Raw genomic sequence first — 21,418 nt, forward strand, 5'->3', positions numbered from 1 at the left:
GGGCGACTCAGGAGGCGCGGTGCGACGAGCGGGTGGAGACCTCCTGGGCGGGCGGCAGGGGAGCCTGGGCCGCCCGGGTCACATCGGAGACCAGTTCCACCACGTCCGGGCCGTACGCCTGCGAGTTGACGACCTTCAGCAGCAGCACGAAGGAGCCGTTGCCGTGCTTTCGCGCCAACCGCTCGTGGTTGCGGGCGAGGTAGCGGGTGGCGGCCTGGTTGTTGATCGCCCGCTGGCCGCAGAACAGGAACACCGGCCGCGCCTCGCGCCGTTGGCCCGCGGTGAGCCGCGCCAGCAGCACGTACTCCGTGATGCCCGGGTCCAGCCGGTAGCGCTCGGCGCCGATCTGGAACGCACCCCGGTCGGGCCCCGGTTCGGGATCGACGTTGACGCGCACCCCGGGCAGCATCGCCGACATGTGCGCCATCATGCGCCGGTTGGAGGACGGGCCGCCCACACAGAACTCGGTGCGCTCGCCGAAGCCCTGCTGCGCCGTGTCCTGCGTGACCACCTGGACGTTCGCGCCGCAGTCCTTGATCAGCGCGGAGAGCTCCAGGAGCGCGAACACGTCGAACCGGTGCACCGCCGGCTCGGAGGACGCCGGGTCGCGGTTGACGACGAGCAGCGTCTCCGAGTTCTCCGGCAGCCCGAAGAACGTCTGCTTGCGCCGGAGCCTGCGCTTCCACAGATAGGTACGGGCGAGCCAGCCGAGCGCGGCGCTGATACCGGCCGCGACGACCCCGAGGGCGATGTTGCGCACGTCGTCGTTCATGGGCGCGCATGGTAGCGGGCGAGCATGACCGGTACGTACCCGTGTTCGAGGTATGGCAGTCGTATGACACTGCCCGGAAGGAGGCTGTCGAGGCCCTGCGAATGTGGTTACGCTGCGCGGACGGTTCCGGACTGGAGGTACGGATGGGTCGCTCCGTCGCGCGAAAACTGTCGGTCCTGGCGGTCTCGGCCGCCGTGGTCACGGTGGGGGCGGCGGCGCCACCCGCCGCCGGGGGAACGACAGTCGAGAAGGTCCCGGTCGCCGTCGGCTACGGCGGCGCCGTGGCCAGCGTCGACGCGGACGCCTCCGCCGCCGGCATCGAGGTGCTCAGGAAGGGCGGCAACGCCGTCGACGCGGCCGTCGCCACCGCCGCCGCCCTCGGCGTCACCGAGCCCTACTCCACCGGCATCGGCGGAGGCGGCTACTTCGTCTACTACGACGCCAAGTCCCGCACGGTGCACACCATCGACGGCCGTGAGACCGCCCCGCTGACCGCCGGCTCCGGTCTGTTCCTGGAGAACGGCGCACCGCTCGCCTTCGCGGACGCCGTCAGCAGCGGCCTCAGCGTCGGCACCCCGGGCGCGCCCGCCACCTGGGCGACGGCGCTGAAGCAGTGGGGCAGCCAGAAGCTCGGCACGGTCCTCAAACCCGCCGAGCGCATCGCCCGCGACGGCTTCACCGTCGACGACACCTTCCGCTCGCAGACCGCCGGCAACGAGACCCGCTTCCGCTACTTCCCGGACACCGCGGAGCTCTTCCTGCCGGGCGGTCAACTCCCCGTCGTGGGCTCGACGTTCAAGAACCCCGACCTCGCCAGGACCTATGCGGAGCTGGGCCGCAAGGGCGTCGACGCGATCTACCGGGGCGACCTCGGCAAGGACATCGTCTCCACCGTCAACAACCCGCCCGTGGACCCGAGTTCGGGCTGGAACGCCCGGCCGGGCAAGCTGACCGCGAAGGACCTCGCGGCCTACCGCGCCAAGGTCCAGGCGCCCACGAAGACCTCCTACCGGGGCCTGGGCGTCTACTCCATCGCGCCCTCGTCCTCGGGCGGCACGACGGTGAGCGAGGCGCTCAACATCCTTGAGAACACGGACCTTTCGAAGGCGAGCGAGGTCCAGTACCTGCACCGCTACATCGAGGCCAGCCGGATCTCGTTCGCCGACCGCGGCCGCTGGGTCGGCGACCCCGCCTTCGAGGACGTCCCCACGAAGCAGCTGCTGTCGCAGAGTTACGCCGACTCGCGCGCCTGCCTCATCAAGGACGACGCGGTCCTCACCAGCCCCGTCGCGCCCGGCGACCCGCGCAACCCGGCGGCCTGCAACACCGGCGGCACGGCCGCGCCGACGACGTACGAGGGCGAGAACACCTCGCATCTGACCGTCGCCGACAAGTGGGGGAACGTCGTCTCCTACACGCTCACCATCGAGCAGACCGGCGGCAGCGCCATCACCGTCCCCGGCCGTGGCTTCCTGCTCAACAACGAGCTGACGGACTTCTCCTTCGCCCCCGCAAACCCGGCCGTCCACGACCCGAACCTGCCCGGCCCCGGCAAGCGGCCGCGGTCGTCGCTCTCGCCGACGATCGTGCTGGACCGGCACGACAAGCCCGTGGTGGCGCTGGGCTCGCCCGGCGGCGCGACCATCATCACCACCGTGCTGCAGACCCTGACCCAGTTCCTCGACCGCGGCCTGCCGCTCGTCGACGCGATCGCCGCGCCGCGCGCCAGCCAGCGCAACGCCGCCCAGACGGAGCTGGAGCCCGCGCTCTTCAACGACACGAGCCCCACCGGCCTCAGGGCCCGGCTGGAGGCCATCGGGCACTCCTTCAGGCTCAACCCCGAGATCGGCGCCGCAACGGCCGTCCAGCGGCTGCCGAACGGCAAGTGGCTGGCCGCCGCCGAGACCGTACGACGCGGCGGCGGCTCGGCGCAGGTGGTGTACCCGGCGCCGTAGCGCCGCCCGCGGAGCGCGGATCAGAGTGGGGGCGCGGGCGGCTCGCCGGTGTCCGTACGGGCGTCGACACCGGCGCCGGTGCGGAACGCGAGCCGCCCGTCCTCGACCTCCACCGTCACCCGGTCGCCGTCCTTGACCCGCCCGTCGAGCAGCAGCCGCGACAGCTCGTTGTCGACCTCCCGCTGGATGGTGCGGCGCAGCGGACGCGCACCGTACTCGGGCTGGTAGCCGCGCCGGGCGAGCCAGTCCACGGCCGCGTCGGCGAACTCGACCGTGACGCCCTGCGCGTGCACCAGCCGACGCGTCTTCTCCAGCAACAGGTCGGTGATCTGCCGCAGTTGCTCACCGCTGAGCTGACGGAAGACGACGATCTCGTCGATCCGGTTGAGGAACTCCGGGCGGAAGTGCTCGCGCAGCGGCCGCAGGATCTGCTCGCGCCGCGCCTCCTCGTCGGCGTCCGTGCCGCCCGCCCCGAAGCCGATGCCGGCGCCGCGCCGGGTGATCGCCTCCGAACCCAGGTTGCTGGTCATCACGATGACCGTGTTGGTGAAGTCGACCGTGCGGCCCTGGGAGTCGGTGAGCCGGCCGTCGTCGAGGACCTGGAGGAGGATGTTGAAGACGTCCGGATGGGCCTTCTCCACCTCGTCCAGCAGGAGCAGCGAGTACGGGTGGCGGCGGACGACCTCCGTCAGCTGCCCGGCCTCCTCGTGCCCGACATAGCCGGGCGGGGCGCCGACCAGCCGGCTGACCGTGTGGCGCTCCTGGTACTCGCTCATGTCCAGCCGGACCATGCGCTCCTCGCTGCCGAACAGCGACTCGGCGAGCGCGCGGGCCAGTTCCGTCTTGCCGACCCCGGTCGGGCCGAGGAACAGGAAGCTGCCGATCGGCCGGTCGGGGCTGGCGAGGCCCGCGCGCGAGCGCAGCACCGCGTCGGCGACGACCCGTACGGCCTCCTCCTGGCCGACGATCCGCTCGTGCAGATGGTCCGCCAGGCCGAGCAGCCGGTCCTTCTCCTCCTGGGTGAGGCTGGCGACCGGAATGCCGGTCTGCCGGGACACCACCTCGGCGACGGCCTCCGCGGTCACCTCCAGATGCAGGCCCTCGTCGGCCGTCTCCTCGCCGGTCGCCGCCGCGATGCGCTGCTTCAACTCGACGATGCGGTCCCGTAGTTGGGTGGCCTGCTCGTACTGTTCGTCGGCCGCCGCCTGGTCCTTGTCGCGGGCGAGCTGCTCGACCTCGCGCTCCATCGCCCGCACGTCCGTGCCCTTGGTGCGGGCGCCGAGCCGCACCCGGGCGCCGGCCTGGTCGATCAGGTCGATCGCCTTGTCCGGCAGCCGGCGGTCGGTGAGATAGCGGTCGGACAGCTCCACGGCCGCGACGAGCGCCTCGTCGGTGTAGCGGACCTGGTGATGGGCCTCATAGCGGTCGCGTAGCCCGCGCAGGATCTCCAGCGCGTCCGCGACGGACGGCTCCGGCACGAGGATCGGCTGGAAACGGCGGGCGAGCGCCGCGTCCTTCTCGATCCGCCGGTACTCCTCCAGCGTCGTCGCGCCCACGATGTGCAGCTCGCCGCGGGCCAGGGCCGGCTTGAGGATGTTCCCTGCGTCCATCGAGCCGCTCTCGCCGCCCCCGCCCGCGCCGACCACCGTGTGCAGCTCGTCGATGAAGACGATCAGCTGGTCGGAGTGCGAGCGGATCTCGTCGACGATGGTGTTCAGCCGTTCCTCGAAGTCGCCCCGGAAGCGGGTGCCCGCGACCACGCCCGTCAGGTCCAGCGCGACCACGCGCCGGGCGACGAGGACGTCCGGCACGTCCCCGTCCGCGATCCGCTGGGCCAGCCCCTCCACGATGGCGGTCTTGCCCACTCCCGCGTCGCCGATCAGCACCGGGTTGTTCTTGCCGCGCCGGGACAGCACCTCGATGGTCTGCTCGATCTCGTCGTCCCGGCCGATCACCGGGTCGATCCGGCCCTGGCGGGCCGACTCGGTGAGATCACGGCCGTACTTGTCGAGGGTGGGCGTGTCGGTGGGCCGCTGCCGGTCCGTCGCACGGGCCGGCTGCGCGGTGTCCGGCGGCTCGGGCGGCAGGCCCGCGGCGGCGAAGCGGGCCGCGTTCAGGATGTGCCCGGCCGCCGAGTCGGGGTTCGAGGCGAGGGCGCTCAGCACGTGCTCCGGGCCGATGTGGCCCGCGCCGCGGGAGCGGGCCAGTTCGTGCGCGTCCAGCAGGGCGCGTTTCGCGGCCGGGGTCAGGGACAGCGAGGTCGGCGGCGGCACCTCGCCCGGCGGATGCTGCACCGGGCCCGACCGCTCGTCGATCTCCGTCGCGAGCGAGTCGGGGTCGGCGCCCGCCCGGCTGAGCAGACTGCGGGTCGGCTCCGCGGTGAGAGCCGCCCGCAGGAGATGCTCGGTGTCCAGGTCCCGGCTGCCGTGCTCGGCGGCGTACTGGGCCGCGCCGCGGACGAGTTCCCTCGCGGGGCGGCTGAGCAGCTGGCCTATGTTGATCTGGCGCGGGCCGGGGCGGGGCCCGCCGAAGAAGCGGGCCAGGAATTCACCGAAGGGGTCGCCGTAGCCCTCCGGGCCGGTGAAGCCGTTGGTCATGGCGTTCCGTTCGATCGGGGCACCGGACCTCAAACGCGGGTGCCCGTCCCTGCGGGGCTTAGACCACCATGGCATGCCGGGGGGTGGGCGGCATTTCCTGCAGGTTGGCGCGGCACGGGCGGGGGCTTGGTCTTGTATGGCGGCTGCGGGGCCGTCGTGGCTGGTCGCGCAGTTCCCCGCGCCCCTGAAAAAAAGGGGGCTTCTCTAGCGTCGCTCTGTAAGGACCCTCGGTCCGTTCTCCGTGATGGCCACCGTGTGTTCTGCGTGGGCGGCCCTGGAGCCGTCGTTCGTGCGCAGGGTCCAGCCGTCGGGGGCCGCGTGGTAGCCGTCCTTGCCGCCGGCGATCAGCATCGGCTCGATCGCGATGACCATGCCGTGGCGCAGGGGGAGGCCGCGGCCCGGGCGGCCCTCGTTGGGGATCCCGGGGTCCTCGTGCATCTGGCGGCCGATGCCGTGGCCGCCGAAGCCGTCCGGGATGCCGTAGCCGGCCGCCCGGCACACCGTGCCGATCGCATGCGCGATGTCGCCGACGCGGTTGCCGACGACCGCCGCCTCGATGCCGGCCGCCAGGGCCCGCTCCGCGGTCTCGATCAGCCGGACGTCCGCCGGGCGCGCCGTGCCCACGGTGAAACTGATCGCGGAGTCACCGGCCCAGCCGTTCAGCTGCGCGCCGAAGTCGGCCGAGAGCAGGTCGCCGTCGCGCAGCCGGTAGGCGGTGGGGATGCCGTGCACGATCGCGTCGTTCACGGAGGCGCAGAGCACCGCCGGGAAGGGCGTCGGCGCGAAGGACGGGCGGTAGCCGAGGAACGGTGACGTCGCCCCCGCCTCCCGCAGCACGTCATGCGCCAGTTCGTCCAGCTCCAGCAGGGAGACGCCCACGGCGGCGGCCTCGCGCACGGCCGTCAGGGCTCGTGCGACGACCTGTCCCGCCTCGTACATGGCGTCGATCGATGTGTCTGTCTTCAGTTCCACCATGCCAATTACTATACCGGTATTAGAATGACGGCATGGTGCGTACCCCACTGACCCCCGAAGAGCGTGAACGCGGCGAACGGCTCGGGCGCCTGCTGCGCGCGGCCCGCGGCGGCCGGAGCATGACCGAGATCGCGGCGGGCGCGGGCGTCTCCGCCGAGACCCTCCGCAAGATCGAGACCGGCCGTGCGCCCACCCCGGCGTTCTTCACCGTCGCCGCGCTCTCCCGGGTGCTCGGTCTGTCGATGGACGAGCTGGCGGAACTGTGCACACCCGCGCCGGTGTGACCCCGGGGGCGGCCGTCCTCGCCTCGGTCGAGATCGCGCAATGAACTCGTCGCGTCCACTTTGAAAACTCGCCGTAGCCCCGCTGTAACACAACTGGTGTTTTCTACGAAGCCGGAGTGTTCCGGTCGGGCGGGAGTTGGGCGATGACAGTGGATCAACTCCCGGGCCAGGTGCGGGAGTTCGCGAACCACCTGAACGGACTGCTGGCGCGCCTCGATCAGGGCGCCGGCTGGTGCGCCGTGTTCTGGCAGCGCGATCCCGACGGTATGCAGGCCTGCCTCGACGGACGTGAGATACCTCCCTGGGACGTGGTCGAGGCGGTCCTCCAGGACCTCTCCGCCGAGTACGGCGCCGAGGTCGCCGGGCGGGAGGCGGAACGGGTCCGGCCGCTGCACGCCGCCGCACTCGCCGCCCACGACGCCCGTCCCGGCGGCCGCGACGCCCTCGGGGACCGGCTCGACGTCATGCTCCGCGAGCAGCGCTACGCCGCCGAACGGCTGGCCGAACTGGGCCGCCGCCTCTCCTCCGCGGGCACCCGGGAACAGGCGGACGCCGTCCGCCTCGACCTCGCCTGGGCCCACGACGACCATGAACGAGCCACCGCGCGGTGCGCGGAACTCCGGTACCGGATAACCGAGTTGGACCGTCTGCCGGCCTCCGCCCCGAGCCGCGGGCCTGCCCCGCACACCGCCGCCGGACCCGCGTACGACGCCCGGACGGGGTACGGCGACGTCGCCGAGCCCATGGCGGGCCCGACGGTCGACGCGTACGACGTCCACGACGCGGCGGCCCCCCTCGACGCCGAGGCCCCCGCCGAGGAGGCGCCCGCCCCCGTTCCCGCCCCGGCCCCCGTGCCCAAGCAGCGCAAGCGGCGCCGCGGCAGCGCCCGGTTCGCCGGCATGGCCGAGGACGAGGACGCCGCCGCGCCCGTCGTCCAGCCGCCCGCCGCCGAACCGGCGGCGCCCGCGCCCGCCCCGGCCGCCCGCCGCACCCCGCGCGGCGCCCGCTTCGCCGGAGCCGCCACAGACGGCCCCGGGGGGCGCTCCGAGCCGCAGCGCGAGCCGCTGGACGCGACGGCCCGCCGGGAGACCGTCGAGGTCGTGGAGCGGCTGGTGCGGCTGCGCGGCGAAGGCCGCAGCGGCGAGGCGCACGCCCTGCTCGTCGAGCTCGCCTACTGGCCGGCCGCCCGCATCCCGCTGCTCGCGGCCGAGCTGCAGCGCGCGGGGCTCAGCGCCGACTGGACCACCCTGCTCTGGGAAGCCGCCTCGCTCCCCGCCGACCGGCTCGTCGCCGCGGCCGACGCGCTGGTCGCGGTGGGGCGCACGGCCGACGGCGAGCAGATCCTGCGGCAGGGCGTCGCCCGGCCGGCCGTGGAGATCGGGCAGGCCGTCCTCGGCCTCGTCCAGGACGGCCGACGGCGCGAGGCGCACGCGCTGCTCGACGCCTATGTCCGGGTGCGCACCCCCGAGGAGGCCGCCCGCAGCGTCGCCCCGGACCCGCAGGCGCTCGTCCCGCTCCTGCTGGCCGCCGCCCGCGCGGTCTCCGAGCAACGCCACTGGGACCTGGTGCACGCGCTCAGGGTCGCCGGCTTCACCGCCTGACCGAACGCACGTCCGACGGGTGTCACGCCTTCGGCCGTACGGCACCGCGACTTAACCCACCAGGGTGTGAAACGCGATCGACTCCGCGGGTTAACGACGATGGTCTTGGCAAGCCTGTCCCGGAGGCTTACGTTCGTCCCTCTACGACCTTCGTCTACGGGCGTAGAGGCTCTGACGGAACCGTCGAAGGAGCAGCTCATGGCCAACGTCGTACGTGCCGCACTGGTTCAGGCCACCTGGACCGGCGACACCGAGTCCATGGTGGCGAAACACGAGGAGCACGCCCGCGAGGCGGCCCGCCGGGGCGCGAAGATCATCGGGTTCCAGGAGGTCTTCAACGCCCCCTACTTCTGTCAGGTCCAGGAGCCGGAGCACTACCGCTGGGCCGAGCCGGTGCCCGACGGGCCGACCGTGCGTCGTATGCAGGAGCTCGCGCGCGAGACCGGCATGGTGGTGGTCGTCCCGGTCTTCGAGGTCGAGCAGTCCGGTTTCTACTACAACACCGCCGCCGTGATCGACGCCGACGGCTCGTACCTCGGCAAGTACCGCAAGCACCACATCCCGCAGGTGAAGGGTTTCTGGGAGAAGTACTACTTCAAGCCCGGCAACCTCGGCTGGCCGATCTTCGACACGGCCGTCGGCAGGATCGGCGTCTACATCTGCTACGACCGGCACTTCCCGGAGGGCTGGCGGCAACTGGGCCTCAACGGAGCCCAGTTGGTCTACAACCCGTCCGCCACCCATCGCGGCCTCTCCGCCCACCTCTGGCAGCTGGAGCAGCCCGCCGCCGCGGTCGCCAACGAGTACTTCGTCGCCGCGATCAACCGGGTCGGCGTGGAGGAGTACGGCGACAACGACTTCTACGGGACCTCCTACTTCGTCGACCCGCGCGGACAGTTCGTCGGCGAGGTCGCGAGCGACAAGGACGAGGAACTCCTCATCCGCGACCTCGACTTCGACCTGGTCGACGAGGTCCGCCGGCAGTGGGCCTTCTACCGTGACCGCCGTCCCGACGCCTACGAAGGGCTGGTGCAGCCGTGAGCGATCTCCACGCCCGCCATCGCAACGTCCTGCCGGACTGGCTCGCCCTGTACTACGAGGAGCCGCTGGAGATCACCCACGGCGAGGGCCGCCACGTCTGGGACGCCGAGGGCGTCAAGTACCTCGACTTCTTCGGCGGCATCCTCACCACGATGACCGCGCACGCGCTGCCCGAGATCACCAAGGCGGTGAGCGAGCAGGCCGGGCGGATCGTCCACTCCTCGACGCTCTACCTCAACCGGCCCATGGTCGAGCTCGCCGAGCGCATCGCCCACGTCAGCGGCATCCCGGACGCCCGCGTCTTCTTCACCACCTCGGGCACCGAGGCCAACGACACGGCGCTGCTGCTCGCCACGACCTACCGGCGCAGCAACACGATCCTGGCCATGCGCAACAGTTACCACGGCCGTTCCTTCAGCGCGGTCGGCATCACCGGCAACCGCGGCTGGTCGCCGACCTCGCTGTCCCCGCTCCAGACGCTGTACGTGCACGGCGGAGTGCGCGGCCGCGGCCCGTTCGCCGATCTCGGCGACGCCGAGTTCATCGACGCCTGCGTCGCGGATCTGCGGGACCTGCTCGGGCACACCCGCCCGCCCGCGGCCCTGATCGCCGAGCCCATCCAGGGTGTCGGCGGATTCACCTCGCCGCCGGACGGACTGTATGCACAATTCCGTGAAGTGCTGAACGCATACGGGATCCTGTGGATCGCCGACGAGGTGCAGACCGGCTGGGGCCGCACCGGCGAGCACTTCTGGGGCTGGCAGGCGCACGGCCAGAGCGGTCCGCCGGACATCGTCACCTTCGCCAAGGGCATCGGCAACGGCATGTCCATCGGCGGCGTCATCGCCCGCTCCGAGATCATGAACTGCCTGGACGCCAACAGCATCTCCACCTTCGGCGGCACCCAGATCACCATGGCGGCCGGTCTCGCCAACCTCTCCTACCTGCTGGAACACGACCTCCAGGGCAACGCGCGACGGGTCGGCGGCCTGCTCATCGAACGGCTGCGGGCCGCTGTCGCCCAGGATCCGGGCGTCCGCGAGGTGCGCGGGCGCGGCCTGATGATCGGCGTCGAGCTGACGAAACCCGGCACCGACCATGCCGACCCGGACCGGGCGTCCGCCGTCCTCGAAGCGGCCCGCGCCGGCGGGCTGCTGATCGGCAAGGGAGGCGGCCACGACACCAGCGCCCTGCGCATCGCCCCGCCGCTGTCCCTGACCGTGGCGGAGGCCGAGGAGGGCGCCGCGATCCTCGAGAGCGCGCTGCGCAGCACGCGGTAGCGCCGGCCTGAGCCAAGGGAAACACAACGCCATGACCATCGCCTTGGAGCCCTGGGGCCCCGTGGAGCCTCTGGAACCCGCCCTGTCGGTCCGTCAGGTCCTGGCCCTGGAGCGGGTGCTGGCGGGTGAGCCCGAGGTGGTGGCCGGCGCCGGCCAGCTCGACCGGCCGGTGCGCTGGGTGCACGTCGCCGAGGCGGCGGACGTCGGGGTGATGCTCAGCGGCGGCGAGATGGTCCTCACCACCGGTGTGCTGCTGGCCGGTGACGAGAGTGCGCAGACCGAGTACATCCACTCCCTGCACCGGGCGGAGGCCGCCGCCGTGGTGCTGGGTCTGGGGCGGGCCTTCCCCACCCCGCCGGACGTGATGCGGCGGGCCGCCGAGCGGTGCGGGCTGCCGATGGTCGTGCTCCATCGGCCGTTCCCCTTCGCCGAGTTGACCGAGGAGGTCCAGTCCCGGCTGGTCCAGCGGAAGTTCGCCGCCGTCAGCCTGTCGGAGGCCGTACGGACCGCGCTCACCGGGCTGATCACCGCGGGCGCCCCGCTGCAACTCCTGCTCGACGAGATCGCCCACCACACCGGCTGTCCCGTCGTCGTCACCAACCTCGCCCACCGGGTGCTGGCGACGGCAGGGGAGCGGTCGGCGGTCGACGACGTGCTGCGGGACTGGGAGCGCATCGCCCGACAGGCCGGCGGCAGCGAGGGCGACGGCTGGATCCGCGCCGAACTGGGCGGCCGCGGCGAGCGGTGGGGACAGATCATGCTGTGCGGCTACCGCGGCGACACCGCGGGCGGGCGGCTGCTCGCCGACCGGGCCGCCGAGGCCCTCGTCCTGCACCGCATGCTCGGCGGCGCCTCCGCCCACACCTGGGAGGAGCAGTCCGCGCAGAGCCTGCTCACCGATCTGGTCTCCGGGGTCGTACCGGCCCGGCAGCTGCTGCCCCGGGCCCGGGCGGCCGGCCTCCCCGTCAACCGGCGCACCTTCGTCCCGCTCGTCGTACGCGACGGCGACCCCGCTCAACTCGACCGGATGCTGCGGCTGTTGGGGCTGCCCGGGCTGGTCGCCGAGCTCGCCGACGGGGCCACCGCCGTACTGCTCAGCCTCGCCCGCGACCAGGACGCCGAGGCGCTCGCCGCCCACTTCGCCGCCCGGCTGCGGACCGAGTCGGGCCAGACCCGCACGGTCGTCGCGGCGGCCGCCCCGCGCATCGTCTGGGACGACGTGCCCGCCGGCCTGCGCGAGGCCCAGCACGTCGCCGACGCCGTGGCCGACTCCTCGGCCGCCCTCGACCTCCCGGCCGTCGTCCGCCTGCGGGACGTCCATCTGCGTGGCCTGATCCGGCTGCTGCGGGACGACCCGCATGTGCAGTCCTTCGCGGAGCGGGAGCTGGACGGGCTGCTGTGCGCGGCCGACGAGGACCTGCTCGCCGTGCTGCGGACCTATCTGGCCACCGGCCGCAACAAGTCCCGCACCGCCCAGCTCCACCATGTCTCCCGGCCTGCGCTGTACCGCCGGCTGGAGGCGATACAGGGGCGGCTGGGCGTGGACCTCGACGACTTCGAACAGGCCGCCTCGGTGCACATCGCGCTCCTCGCGCATGATGCGCAACAGGCCTGAAACATGCGACGACCTGGGAAAACGGCGGTGAAACATGGATCCACGAAAGGGTGACACCGTGGCACGCCCGGGGCCCGCAGACGTGACACGCTGCACCTCAAAGCGGGTTTTCGGACTTCCTACTCTTCTCGCACACCGAGTGACCGGAGGTCCCGATGAGCAGAGTGATCCGTGCCGCCGTCTTCCAGACGGCCTGGACCGGCGACAAGGAATCGATGATCCAGGTGCACGAGCAGGCGGTCCGCGACGCGGCCGCGCAGGGTGCTCAGGTCCTGTGTTTCCAGGAGCTGTTCTACGGACCGTACTTCTGCCAGGTCCAGGACCCGCAGTTCTACGAGTACGCCGAGCAGATCCCCGACGGCCCGATCGTCCAGCGTTTCCAGGCCCTGGCCCGGGAGCACGGCATCGTCCTGGTGCTGCCGATGTACGAGGAGGAGCAGCCCGGCGTCCTCTACAACACCGCCGCGGTGATCGACGCGGACGGCTCGTACCTCGGCAAGTACCGCAAGCACCACATCCCGCAGGTAAAGGGTTTCTGGGAGAAGTTCTACTTCCGCCCGGGGAACGTCGGCTGGCCGATCTTCGATACCGCTGTCGGCAAGATCGGCGTCTACATCTGCTACGACCGCCACTTCCCGGAGGGCTGGCGCGCGCTGGGGCTGGAAGGCGCCGAGATCGTCTTCAACCCGTCGGCGACCTCGCGCGGCCTGTCCGCCTACCTGTGGCAGCTGGAGCAGCCGGCGGCCGCGGTCGCCAACGAGTACTTCGTCGGCGCGATCAACCGGGTCGGCGTCGAGGAACTCGGCGACAACGACTTCTACGGGACCTCGTACTTCGTGGACCCGGAGGCCCAGTTCGTCGGCGAGGTGGCCAGCGACAAGGAGACCGAACTCGTCGTGCGCGACCTCGACATGGCCAAGCTGCGCGAGGTCCGCGACCGCTGGCAGTTCTACCGGGACCGCCGCCCGGAGGCGTACGGCCCGCTGACAGCTCCGTGATGCCTGCAGTTCCCCGCACATCCGACCGACCCAGGGGCGCGGGGAACTGCCCGCTCGACCACATCCGACCCACATCCGACCCGCACCCGACCGACTACCTCTCCGGAGCCGGAACATGAGCAGCCGTAAAATCATCCGCGGCGGTCTCGTCATCACCGCGTCCGACGAGATCCACGCCGACGTCCTGATCGAGGACGGCCGTATCGCCGCCCTCGCCGCCTCCGGCACCTCGGCCGCCGAGGCCTGGAGCGCCGAGCAGGTCATCGACGCGACCGGGAAGTACGTGATCCCCGGCGGGGTCGACGCCCACACCCACATGGAGCTGCCGTTCGGCGGCACCTTCGCCTCGGACACCTTCGAGACCGGCACCCGGGCGGCCGCCTGGGGCGGAACGACGACCATCGTCGACTTCGCCGTGCAGAGCGTCGGACACAGCCTGCGCGAGGGACTGGACGCCTGGCACGCCAAGGCGGAGGGCAACTGCGCGATCGACTACGCCTTCCACATGATCGTCTCCGATGTGAACCAGGACACGCTCAAGGAGATGGACCTGCTGGTGGAGGAGGGGGTGACCTCCTTCAAGCAGTTCATGGCGTACCCCGGCGTCTTCTACAGCGACGACGGTCAGATCCTGCGCGCCATGCAGCGCTCCGCCGACAACGGCGGACTGATCATGATGCACGCGGAAAACGGTATCGCCATCGATGTCCTGGTCGAGCAGGCGCTGGCGCGCGGCGAGACCGACCCCCGCTATCACGGCGAGGTGCGCAAGGCGCTGCTCGAGGCCGAGGCCACCCACCGCGCCATCAAACTCGCGCAGGTCGCCGGGGCCCCGCTGTACGTGGTGCACGTATCAGCGATGGAAGCGGTTGCGGAACTGGCGCGGGCGCGCGACGAGGGGCTGAACGTCTTCGGCGAGACCTGCCCGCAGTATCTGTTCCTGTCGACGGACAACCTCGCCGAGCCCGACTTCGAGGGCTCGAAGTACGTGTGCAGCACTCCGCTGCGGCCGAAGGAGCACCAGGCCAAGCTGTGGCAGGGCCTGAGGACGAACGACCTCCAGGTCGTCTCCACCGACCACTGCCCCTTCTGCTTCGTGGGCCAGAAGGAACTCGGCCGGGGCGACTTCTCCAAGATCCCCAACGGCCTTCCCGGCGTCGAGAACCGGATGGACCTGCTCCACCAGGCCGTCGTCGACGGGCACATCAGCCGCCGCCGCTGGATCGAGATCGCCTGCGCCACCCCGGCCCGGATGTTCGGCATGTACCCGAAGAAGGGCACCATCGCCCCCGGCGCCGACGCCGACGTCGTCATCTACGACCCGCACGCCGAGCAGATCGTCTCCGCCGAGACCCACCACATGAACGTCGACTACTCGGCGTACGAGGGCAAGCGGCTCACCGGCCGTGTGGAGACGGTCCTGTCGCGGGGCGAACTCGTCATCACCGAGCGGGAGTACACCGGCCACGCCGGCCACGGCGTCTACACCCCGCGCTCCACCTGTCAGTACCTCACCTAGGAGCAGCGCACATGGACTTCGGACTCGTCCTGCAGACCGACCCACCGGCCTCGAAGGTCGTCAGCCTGATGAAGCGCGCCGAGCGCAACGGCTTCACCTACGGCTGGACCTTCGACTCCGCGGTGCTCTGGCAGGAACCGTTTGTGATCTACAGCCAGATCCTGGCCAACACCAGCAAGCTGACGGTGGGCCCGATGGTGACGAACCCGGGCACCCGCACCTGGGAGGTCACCGCCTCCACCTTCGCCACCCTCAACGACATGTTCGGCAACCGCACGGTCTGCGGCATCGGCCGCGGCGACTCCGCGATGCGCGTCGCGGGCCGCGCCCCGAACACGCTCGCCCGCATCAGCGAGGCCATGAAGGTCATCAGGGCGCTCGGCTCGGGCCAGGAGGCGGATCTCGGCGGCACGGTCGTCAAGTTCCCCTGGATCAAGGAAGACGCGAAGCTTCCCGTCTGGATGGCCGCGTACGGCCCCAAGGCGCTGAAGATGACCGGTGAGGAGGCCGACGGCTTCATCCTCCAGCTCGCCGACCTGTATCTCACCGAGTACATGGTGAAGGCCGTCAAGGACGCCGCCGTCGCCGCCGGCCGCGACCCGTCCGAGGTCAAGATCTGCGTCGCCGCCCCCGCCTACGTCACCGAGGACGACTCGCCCGAGGCCCTCGCGCACGCCCGCGACCAGTGCCGCTGGTTCGGCGGGATGGTCGGCAACCACGTCGCCGACCTGGTGGCGAAGTACGGCGAGCACTCCTCCCAGGTCCCCGAGGAACTCACCGAATACATCAAGGCCCGGCAGGGGTACGACTACTCGCACCACGGCCGCAGCGACAACCCCGACACCGCCTTCGTGCCCGACGAGATCGTCGACCGGTTCTGCCTCATCGGACCGGTCGAGAAACACATCGAGAAGCTGAACGCCCTGCGCGCGCTGGGCGTCGACCAGTTCGCCGTCTACGACATGCACGACGCGCAGGAGAAGGTCATCGACGCGTACGGCACCACGGTGATCCCCGCCGTCAACGGCTGACCCGTCCCCCCGGATCAACTCCCCATCCCCCCACTCCAGTTCTCCCCTCTCCCGACGTCCCGGGGAGAGGGGACCGGAGACCCCGCACGGCCTTTCCGGATCCGCCCCTCGTTTGATTGGCCTGCCCATGACCGACACCGCTCCCACGGCCATACCGCCGACCTCCCAAGTCACCCTCGCCGACGGCCGGGTGGAGATCGCCCCTGGTTCGCCGCAGCCCAGCGGCCCCTACGCCAACGAGGACCTGCTTCCCGTCCCCGTGGAGAAGCGCACCTGGACCACGTACAACTTCTCCGCGCTGTGGGTCGGCATGGCCCACAACACGGCGTCGTGGACGCTGGCCTCCGGTCTGATCGCCGTCGGCATGGACTGGAAGCAGGCGGTGCTCACCATCGCCCTGGCCAACCTGATCGTGCTGGTCCCGATGCTGCTCACCGGGCACGCCGGACCGAAGTACGGCATCCCCTTCCCGGTCTTCGCCCGCGCCTCCTTCGGCATCCGCGGCGCCAACCTGCCCGCCGTCGTAAGGGCGTTGGTGGCCTGCGGCTGGTTCGGCATCCAGACCTGGATCGGCGGTGAGGCGATCTACTTCCTCGCCGGCAAGCTGATCGGCAACGGCTGGAGCGACGCCGGGAAGATCGGCGGCTACGCCTGGACGATGTGGCTGTCGTTCGCGATCTTCTGGGCGATCCAGGTCGCGATCATCTACCGGGGCATGGAGACCATCCGCCGCTTCGAGAACTGGGCGGCGCCCTTCGTCCTCGTCGGCGCGGTCGTCATGCTGATCTGGATGAGCAACAAGGCAGGCGGTTTCGGCCCGTTGCTCGACCAGCCCTCCAAGCTGGGCTGGGGCGGCGATTTCTGGAAACTTTTCTGGCCGTCTCTCATGGGCATGATCGGTTTCTGGTCGACGCTGTCGCTGAACATCCCGGACTTCACCCGGTACGGAAAGTCGCAGAAAGCGCAGACCTGGGGACAGGCTCTCGGTCTTCCCACGACCATGACGCTCTTCGCGCTGCTCTCGGTGATGGTCACCTCCGGATCGCAGGCCGTGTACGGCGAGACGATCTGGGACCCGGTACAGCTCGCCGCGAAGACGGACAACGTCTTCGGCCTGCTGTTCGCGCTGGTGACCGTGCTGGTGGCGACCCTGTCGGTGAACATCGCGGCCAACCTCGTCTCGCCGGCCTTCGACTTCTCCAACATCGCGCCGCGGAAGATCAGTTTCCGCGCCGGAGCACTCGTCACCTGCGTCCTCGGCGTGCTGATCTTCCCGTGGAAGCTGTACTCCGACCCGCAGGGTTACATCTTCACCTGGCTCGGCCTGGTCGGCGGTCTGCTGGGCACGGTCGCCGGCATCCTCATCGCCGACTACTGGATCCTGCGCCGCGGCAAGCTCGACCTGACCGACCTGTACCGGGAGGGCGGCCGTTACTGGTACGACAACGGCTGGAACTGGCGGGCCGTCGTCGCCTTCGTCACCGGCGGTGTCCTCGCCGTCGGCGGCGCCAGCTTCAAGCCGCTGATCGACGGCCGTCCCATCCCGGCGCTGGAATCCCTCGCCGACTACGGCTGGGCCGTCGGCCTCGGCACCTCCATGGCGCTGTACCTGGCCCTGATGCTGACGCGCGGACGGCAGGAACAGGAGAAGCAGGAAGAGCACGTAAAGCTGGTGAAGGACGTCGTCTGACGCCTGACGCAGGAAACGGCCGGAAGAGCAGCAGCGCTCTTCCGGCCGTCCTCGGTAACCGCTGTCTCAGCTCTTCTTGGCGTTCTGCAGGGCGGCCACCGCTTCCTTCGCCGCCTTGATCGCACCCTTGTTGATCTCGTCGGTGGTGGGCGCCTTCTTCGTCTCGAAGTCGCTGCCGTTGTAGTTGACGACCACCAGCGCGTTGGCCACCCGGGCGATGACGACGCCCTCACGGGTCTGCTGCTTGTCCTCCGTGGTCAGGTTCACCACGGAGTAGGCCTCGTTGCCGAGGCCAGGCACCGCACCGCCGCCGCTCTTCTCCCCGATGCGCTCCTTGTACGAACTCGTGGCCGCGTCGTCCGACTCCGTGATCTCGAAGGAGACGTCGAGCCAGCGGTAGTCGTAGCCCTTGAGCGCGTTCCACGAGCAGGTGCGGCGCAGTTCGGTGTCCGTGGACGGGATCTCCTTGCCCGCCACCTTGGCGCCCGGCACGAGCGAGGAGACGGTCTTCGCGGCCACGCCGGTGCAGGGGGCGGGGGCGGCGGCATACGTCTTGGAGACGGCCGTGGAGGACGGGCCGGACGACTTCTCGGTCTGGGTCTTCTGGGTGTCCTTGGCCGCGGTGTCCTGCTCTTCGGTCAGCGGGCCGGACGACATCGCCCAACCCGCACAGGCGAGCACGACCACCGGGGTCAGACGCGCGGTGAGGGCGAGCGGCAGTGGGAGAGAGCGCACGGCGCACTTTCGTGGGGGACGGTGCGGACGGAGTCCGCAGTGCGGACAGGAGACGCCAGTGTCACACGACTCCCTGTGGGGCGGAAGTGTGAACTCGCTCCGTGCCTGCGCGGTGACGAAGGGGCCTGAACCTACCGGGACATCGGGGTTCTTCACCGGACATAGGGACGGCGAGGGCGCGGCGACGGGGAGGCGGGGGCGCGGCGCGGGCAGAAGGGACGGGAGGGGAAGAGGGGGACGGGGAGCGTGCGGTGGGTAGGTACGTACGATCGCGAGATCGGCCGCCGCGCAGTGAGGAGCCCGTTGTGTTCACCACCCGTCCCACCCTCCAGGGCACGTTCGGAATGGTGTCCTCCACGCACTGGCTGGCATCGCAGTCGGCGATGGCCGTCCTGGAGGACGGCGGCAACGCCTACGACGCGGCCGTGGCCGGCGCCTTCGTGCTGCACGTCGTCGAACCGCACCTCAACGGGCCCGCCGGCGAGGTCCCGATCCTGCTCGCCCCGGCCGGCGGCGAGGTGCGGGTGCTGTGCGGACAGGGCGTGGCGCCGGCGGGCGCGACGGTCGCGCACTACCGGGCGCTGGGCCTGGACCTCGTCCCCGGAACGGGGCCCCTCGCAGCCGCGGTCCCCGGCGCGTTCGACGCCTGGATGCTCCTCCTGCGCGACCACGGCACCAAGTCCCTGGACGACGTGCTCAAGTACGCCGTCGGGTACGCCGAGCACGGGCACGCGCCCGTGGACAACGTCGGCGCGACCGTCGAGACGGTCCGGGAGCTCTTCGAGACGGAGTGGACGTCGTCGGCGGAGGTGTACCTGCCCGGCGGGGAGGCCCCGCGGCCCGGCGCGCTGTTCCGCAACCCCGCCCTCGCCGCCACCTGGAAGCGGCTGCTCGCCGAGACCGCCGCCATCGCCCGGGCGGGCGACCGGGAGGCGCGGATCGAGGCCGCGCGGGAGGTGTGGCGGACCGGGTTCGTCGCCGAGGCGCTCGTCCGGCAGGCCGCCCGGCCCACGCTGGACACCAGCGGCGAGCGGCACTCCGGCACCCTCGCGGCCGCCGACCTCGCCGCTTGGTCCGCGTCCTACGAGGCGCCGGCCACGTACGACTGGAACGGCTGGACCGTGTGCAAGGCGGGCCCGTGGAGCCAGGGCCCCGCCCTCCTCCAGCAGCTCGCCCTGCTCCCGGCCGAGCTGCCCGGGTACGGCTCAGCCGACTACGTCCATCTCCTCGTCGAGGGCTGCAAGCTCGCCATGGCCGACCGCGAGGCCTGGTACGGCGACGCGGCCGAGGTCCCGCTCGGCGAACTGCTCGCCGCCGACTACAACGCGGACCGGCGGCGGCTGATCGGCGACAAGGCCTCCTACGAGGTACGGCCCGGCAGCCCCGGCGGGCGCACTCCGCGGCTGAGCACGCACGCGTGCGTGACGGCTGCCGACGACCCCGGCTTCAGCCCCCTGGGCGCGGGCGAGCCGACGGTCGCCCGGGGCCCGGCGTCCTTGGGGCCGGGGGAGCCGGAGATCGGCGCGAACGGGGTCACCCGGGGCGACACCTGCCATCTCGACGTCGTCGACCGCTGGGGCAACATGGTCGCGGCGACGCCCAGCGGCGGCTGGCTGCAGTCCAACCCGGTCGTGCCCGAGCTGGGGTTCCCGCTCGGCACCCGGCTGCAGATGACCTGGCTGGAGGAGGGCCTGCCGAACTCGCTGACGCCGGGCCGGCGCCCCCGCACCACCCTCACCCCCTCGATCGCGCTGCGCGACGGGGTGCCGGTGCTGGCCTTCGGCACGCCCGGCGGCGACCAGCAGGACCAGTGGCAGCTGCACTTCCTCCTCGCCGTCGCCCTGCGCGCGCGGGTGCGCGGCGGCCTCGACCTCCAGGGCGCCATCGACGCCCCGAACTGGCACAACGACGGCTTCCCCGGCTCCTTCTACCCGCGCGGGATGCGGCCCGGCAGCGTCACCGTGGAGTCCCGGATGCCCGCGGAGGTGGTGGAGGAGCTGCGGCGGCGCGGCCACGACGTCACCGTCGGCGACCCCTGGTCCGAGGGCCGGCTGTGCGCGGTCGCCCGCGACCCGGAGACCGGGATCCTGCTCGCGGCCGCGAACCCGCGCGGGATGCAGGGATACGCGGTGGGCCGCTGACGAGCGCGTTCCCGTTCTTCATCCCGATTCCACCCGTGATGCACCCGGCCGGTGGGGATTGTCAGTGGGGCGTGCTCTCATGGAGGCATGATCGAAGACAAGGAAACCATCGACGAGTTTCTCGCGCGCCGCTCGGCCGACGTGGAGGAGGCGGTCCGCAGGGCCGCCGCGACCGAGATCATGCCCCGCTTCCGGCAGCTCGCGGCGCACGAGGTCGACCAGAAGAGCGGACCGCACGACCTGGTGACGGACGCCGACCGGGGCGCCGAGCTGTTCCTCACCAAGGCCCTCGCCGCCCTTCTGCCCGGCTCGGTCGTCGTCGGCGAGGAGGCGGTGCACGCAGACCCGGCCACATACGAGGCGATACAGGGCGACGCGCCGGTGTGGATCGTCGACCCGGTCGACGGGACCCGGCAGTTCGTGCACGGCGACGACGGCTTCTGCACCCTGGTCGCGCTCGTCCGCCACGGCGTCCTGCACGCCTCCTGGACGTACGCCCCGGCCCGCGACCAACTGGCCACGGCCGTCCGGGGCGGCGGCGCCTTCCTGGACGGCGAGCGGCTGTTCGCCGGTCCGCCCGAGCCCGGCCGCGACCTGACGGTGGCCACCTCGCACCCCGACTACACGACCGACGCGGAGAAGCGCGCCCTGCTGGCGCTGTGGACGGACGGAGTCGCACCGCGCGAGTGCGGATCCGCCGGGCTGGAGTATCTCGCCGTCGCCCGGGGCGAGTTGGACGCCACGGCCTTCTCCTGGGAAGCGGCCTGGGACCACGCGGCCGGACTGCTGCTGGTCGAGGAGGCGGGCGGCGCCCACCTCACCCTCACCGGCGAGCCGTTCCGCATCACCGGCGGCAACTCCCTGCCCTTCACGGCGGCCCGGGACGCGGCGACGGCCCGCAGGGTGTCGGGACTGCTCTCGGGCGTCGAGCGGCTTCGCGACATCGCCTGAGCGATGCGACGCGGCGCGCGCGGTGCCGTGCGGCGCGGCGCGGTGCCCTGCGGTGTGGCGTGGCGTGGCGTGGCGCCGTGCGGTGTGGCGCGGTGCGGTGTGCGCATCGTGCCGAGCGATCCCGGCCCGGTGTCGAGCGATGCGGACGTCCCGGCCCGTTCGGGCCCCCGCGCCGCGGGCGTTGTCGTACCCCCGGCATATCCTGACTGCGGGGGCCACCGGTCTACGGCGGT

General features: G+C 71.5%; 16 protein-coding genes. 12 read left to right on the forward strand and 4 right to left on the reverse strand.

Annotated elements, in window-relative coordinates; translation table 11 throughout:
- Positions 1–7: 7 nt before the first annotated feature.
- On the reverse strand, positions 8–772 hold the full coding sequence (locus ACWD4O_RS02555) for a hypothetical protein (RefSeq protein WP_451276648.1): 765 nt from the start codon (positions 770–772) through the stop codon (positions 8–10).
- 143 nt (positions 773–915) lie between these two features.
- Here ACWD4O_RS02555 and ggt point away from each other — a divergent pair, with 143 nt between their 5' ends.
- A complete protein-coding gene (gene ggt, locus ACWD4O_RS02560; RefSeq protein WP_451276650.1) occupies positions 916–2,727 on the forward strand; it encodes a gamma-glutamyltransferase in 1,812 nt (603 codons plus the stop codon).
- A 20-nt stretch (positions 2,728–2,747) separates the two neighbouring features.
- Here the strand turns inward: ggt and ACWD4O_RS02565 are convergent, their stop codons facing one another.
- Both ACWD4O_RS02565 and map read right to left on the reverse strand, forming a co-directional pair.
- Entirely contained in the window at positions 2,748–5,324 is a 2,577-nt protein-coding gene (locus ACWD4O_RS02565) for an ATP-dependent Clp protease ATP-binding subunit (RefSeq protein WP_451276652.1), read from the reverse strand.
- A gap of 204 nt (positions 5,325–5,528) precedes the next feature.
- Positions 5,529–6,299, reverse strand: a complete 771-nt coding sequence (map, locus tag ACWD4O_RS02570) for a type I methionyl aminopeptidase (RefSeq protein ID WP_451276654.1) — start codon at positions 6,297–6,299, stop codon at positions 5,529–5,531.
- 32 nt (positions 6,300–6,331) lie between these two features.
- On the opposite strand from map, the gene ACWD4O_RS02575 reads away from it, so the two are divergent.
- The 9 genes from ACWD4O_RS02575 (at position 6,332) to ACWD4O_RS02615 (ending at position 17,358) form a co-directional block, all read left to right on the forward strand.
- Positions 6,332–6,583, forward strand: a complete 252-nt coding sequence (locus ACWD4O_RS02575) for a helix-turn-helix domain-containing protein (RefSeq protein ID WP_351905216.1) — start codon at positions 6,332–6,334, stop codon at positions 6,581–6,583.
- Between the two features lie 143 nt (positions 6,584–6,726).
- Positions 6,727–8,184 carry a hypothetical protein gene (locus ACWD4O_RS02580; protein ID WP_451276657.1) on the forward strand — a complete coding sequence of 486 codons (1,458 nt, stop codon included), beginning with the start codon at positions 6,727–6,729 and terminating at the stop codon, positions 8,182–8,184.
- 198 nt (positions 8,185–8,382) lie between these two features.
- Positions 8,383–9,225: a nitrilase-related carbon-nitrogen hydrolase gene (locus tag ACWD4O_RS02585; protein WP_451276659.1), complete on the forward strand. Its 843-nt coding sequence runs from the start codon at positions 8,383–8,385 to the stop codon at positions 9,223–9,225.
- Complete coding sequence (locus ACWD4O_RS02590; protein WP_451276661.1) at positions 9,222–10,505, forward strand: aspartate aminotransferase family protein; 1,284 nt, start codon at positions 9,222–9,224, stop codon at positions 10,503–10,505. Before ACWD4O_RS02585 ends, ACWD4O_RS02590 begins: the two co-directional genes overlap by 4 nt.
- A gap of 31 nt (positions 10,506–10,536) precedes the next feature.
- Positions 10,537–12,120 (forward strand): PucR family transcriptional regulator, encoded by a 1,584-nt coding sequence (locus tag ACWD4O_RS02595; protein WP_451276663.1) that lies wholly within the window; start codon positions 10,537–10,539, stop codon positions 12,118–12,120.
- Positions 12,121–12,275: 155 nt separating this feature from the next.
- Positions 12,276–13,118 carry a nitrilase-related carbon-nitrogen hydrolase gene (locus ACWD4O_RS02600; RefSeq protein WP_351905201.1) on the forward strand — a complete coding sequence of 281 codons (843 nt, stop codon included), beginning with the start codon at positions 12,276–12,278 and terminating at the stop codon, positions 13,116–13,118.
- A gap of 115 nt (positions 13,119–13,233) precedes the next feature.
- Positions 13,234–14,637: a dihydropyrimidinase gene (gene hydA / locus ACWD4O_RS02605; protein ID WP_451276666.1), complete on the forward strand. Its 1,404-nt coding sequence runs from the start codon at positions 13,234–13,236 to the stop codon at positions 14,635–14,637.
- An 11-nt stretch (positions 14,638–14,648) separates the two neighbouring features.
- Positions 14,649–15,668 (forward strand): TIGR03842 family LLM class F420-dependent oxidoreductase, encoded by a 1,020-nt coding sequence (locus tag ACWD4O_RS02610; RefSeq protein WP_450946977.1) that lies wholly within the window; start codon positions 14,649–14,651, stop codon positions 15,666–15,668.
- 127 nt (positions 15,669–15,795) lie between these two features.
- Positions 15,796–17,358 (forward strand): NCS1 family nucleobase:cation symporter-1, encoded by a 1,563-nt coding sequence (locus tag ACWD4O_RS02615; protein WP_451276668.1) that lies wholly within the window; start codon positions 15,796–15,798, stop codon positions 17,356–17,358.
- Between the two features lie 66 nt (positions 17,359–17,424).
- Here the strand turns inward: ACWD4O_RS02615 and ACWD4O_RS02620 are convergent, their stop codons facing one another.
- Complete coding sequence (locus tag ACWD4O_RS02620; protein WP_451276670.1) at positions 17,425–18,093, reverse strand: hypothetical protein; 669 nt, start codon at positions 18,091–18,093, stop codon at positions 17,425–17,427.
- Positions 18,094–18,398: 305 nt separating this feature from the next.
- On the opposite strand from ACWD4O_RS02620, the gene ACWD4O_RS02625 reads away from it, so the two are divergent.
- Together ACWD4O_RS02625 and ACWD4O_RS02630 are read left to right on the forward strand one after the other, a co-directional pair.
- On the forward strand, positions 18,399–20,234 hold the full coding sequence (locus ACWD4O_RS02625) for a gamma-glutamyltransferase family protein (protein WP_451276672.1): 1,836 nt from the start codon (positions 18,399–18,401) through the stop codon (positions 20,232–20,234).
- 87 nt (positions 20,235–20,321) lie between these two features.
- A complete protein-coding gene (locus ACWD4O_RS02630) occupies positions 20,322–21,185 on the forward strand; it encodes an inositol monophosphatase family protein (protein WP_451276674.1) in 864 nt (287 codons plus the stop codon).
- The last annotated feature ends 233 nt before the right edge of the window (positions 21,186–21,418 follow it).

The organism is Streptomyces sp. NPDC002623, assembly GCF_053592635.1.

Coding starts and splice junctions, on each gene's coding strand:
- ACWD4O_RS02610 (WP_450946977.1), top strand. CDS start 14,649: ATGGACTTCGGACTCGTCCTGCAGACCGACCCACCGGCCTCGAAGGTC.
- ACWD4O_RS02575 (WP_351905216.1), top strand. CDS start 6,332: ATGGTGCGTACCCCACTGACCCCCGAAGAGCGTGAACGCGGCGAACGG.
- ACWD4O_RS02565 (WP_451276652.1), bottom strand. CDS start 5,324: ATGACCAACGGCTTCACCGGCCCGGAGGGCTACGGCGACCCCTTCGGT.
- ACWD4O_RS02615 (WP_451276668.1), top strand. CDS start 15,796: ATGACCGACACCGCTCCCACGGCCATACCGCCGACCTCCCAAGTCACC.
- ACWD4O_RS02580 (WP_451276657.1), top strand. CDS start 6,727: ATGACAGTGGATCAACTCCCGGGCCAGGTGCGGGAGTTCGCGAACCAC.
- ACWD4O_RS02600 (WP_351905201.1), top strand. CDS start 12,276: ATGAGCAGAGTGATCCGTGCCGCCGTCTTCCAGACGGCCTGGACCGGC.
- ACWD4O_RS02555 (WP_451276648.1), bottom strand. CDS start 772: ATGAACGACGACGTGCGCAACATCGCCCTCGGGGTCGTCGCGGCCGGT.
- map (WP_451276654.1), bottom strand. CDS start 6,299: ATGGTGGAACTGAAGACAGACACATCGATCGACGCCATGTACGAGGCG.
- ACWD4O_RS02595 (WP_451276663.1), top strand. CDS start 10,537: ATGACCATCGCCTTGGAGCCCTGGGGCCCCGTGGAGCCTCTGGAACCC.
- ACWD4O_RS02630 (WP_451276674.1), top strand. CDS start 20,322: ATGATCGAAGACAAGGAAACCATCGACGAGTTTCTCGCGCGCCGCTCG.
- ggt (WP_451276650.1), top strand. CDS start 916: ATGGGTCGCTCCGTCGCGCGAAAACTGTCGGTCCTGGCGGTCTCGGCC.
- hydA (WP_451276666.1), top strand. CDS start 13,234: ATGAGCAGCCGTAAAATCATCCGCGGCGGTCTCGTCATCACCGCGTCC.
- ACWD4O_RS02585 (WP_451276659.1), top strand. CDS start 8,383: ATGGCCAACGTCGTACGTGCCGCACTGGTTCAGGCCACCTGGACCGGC.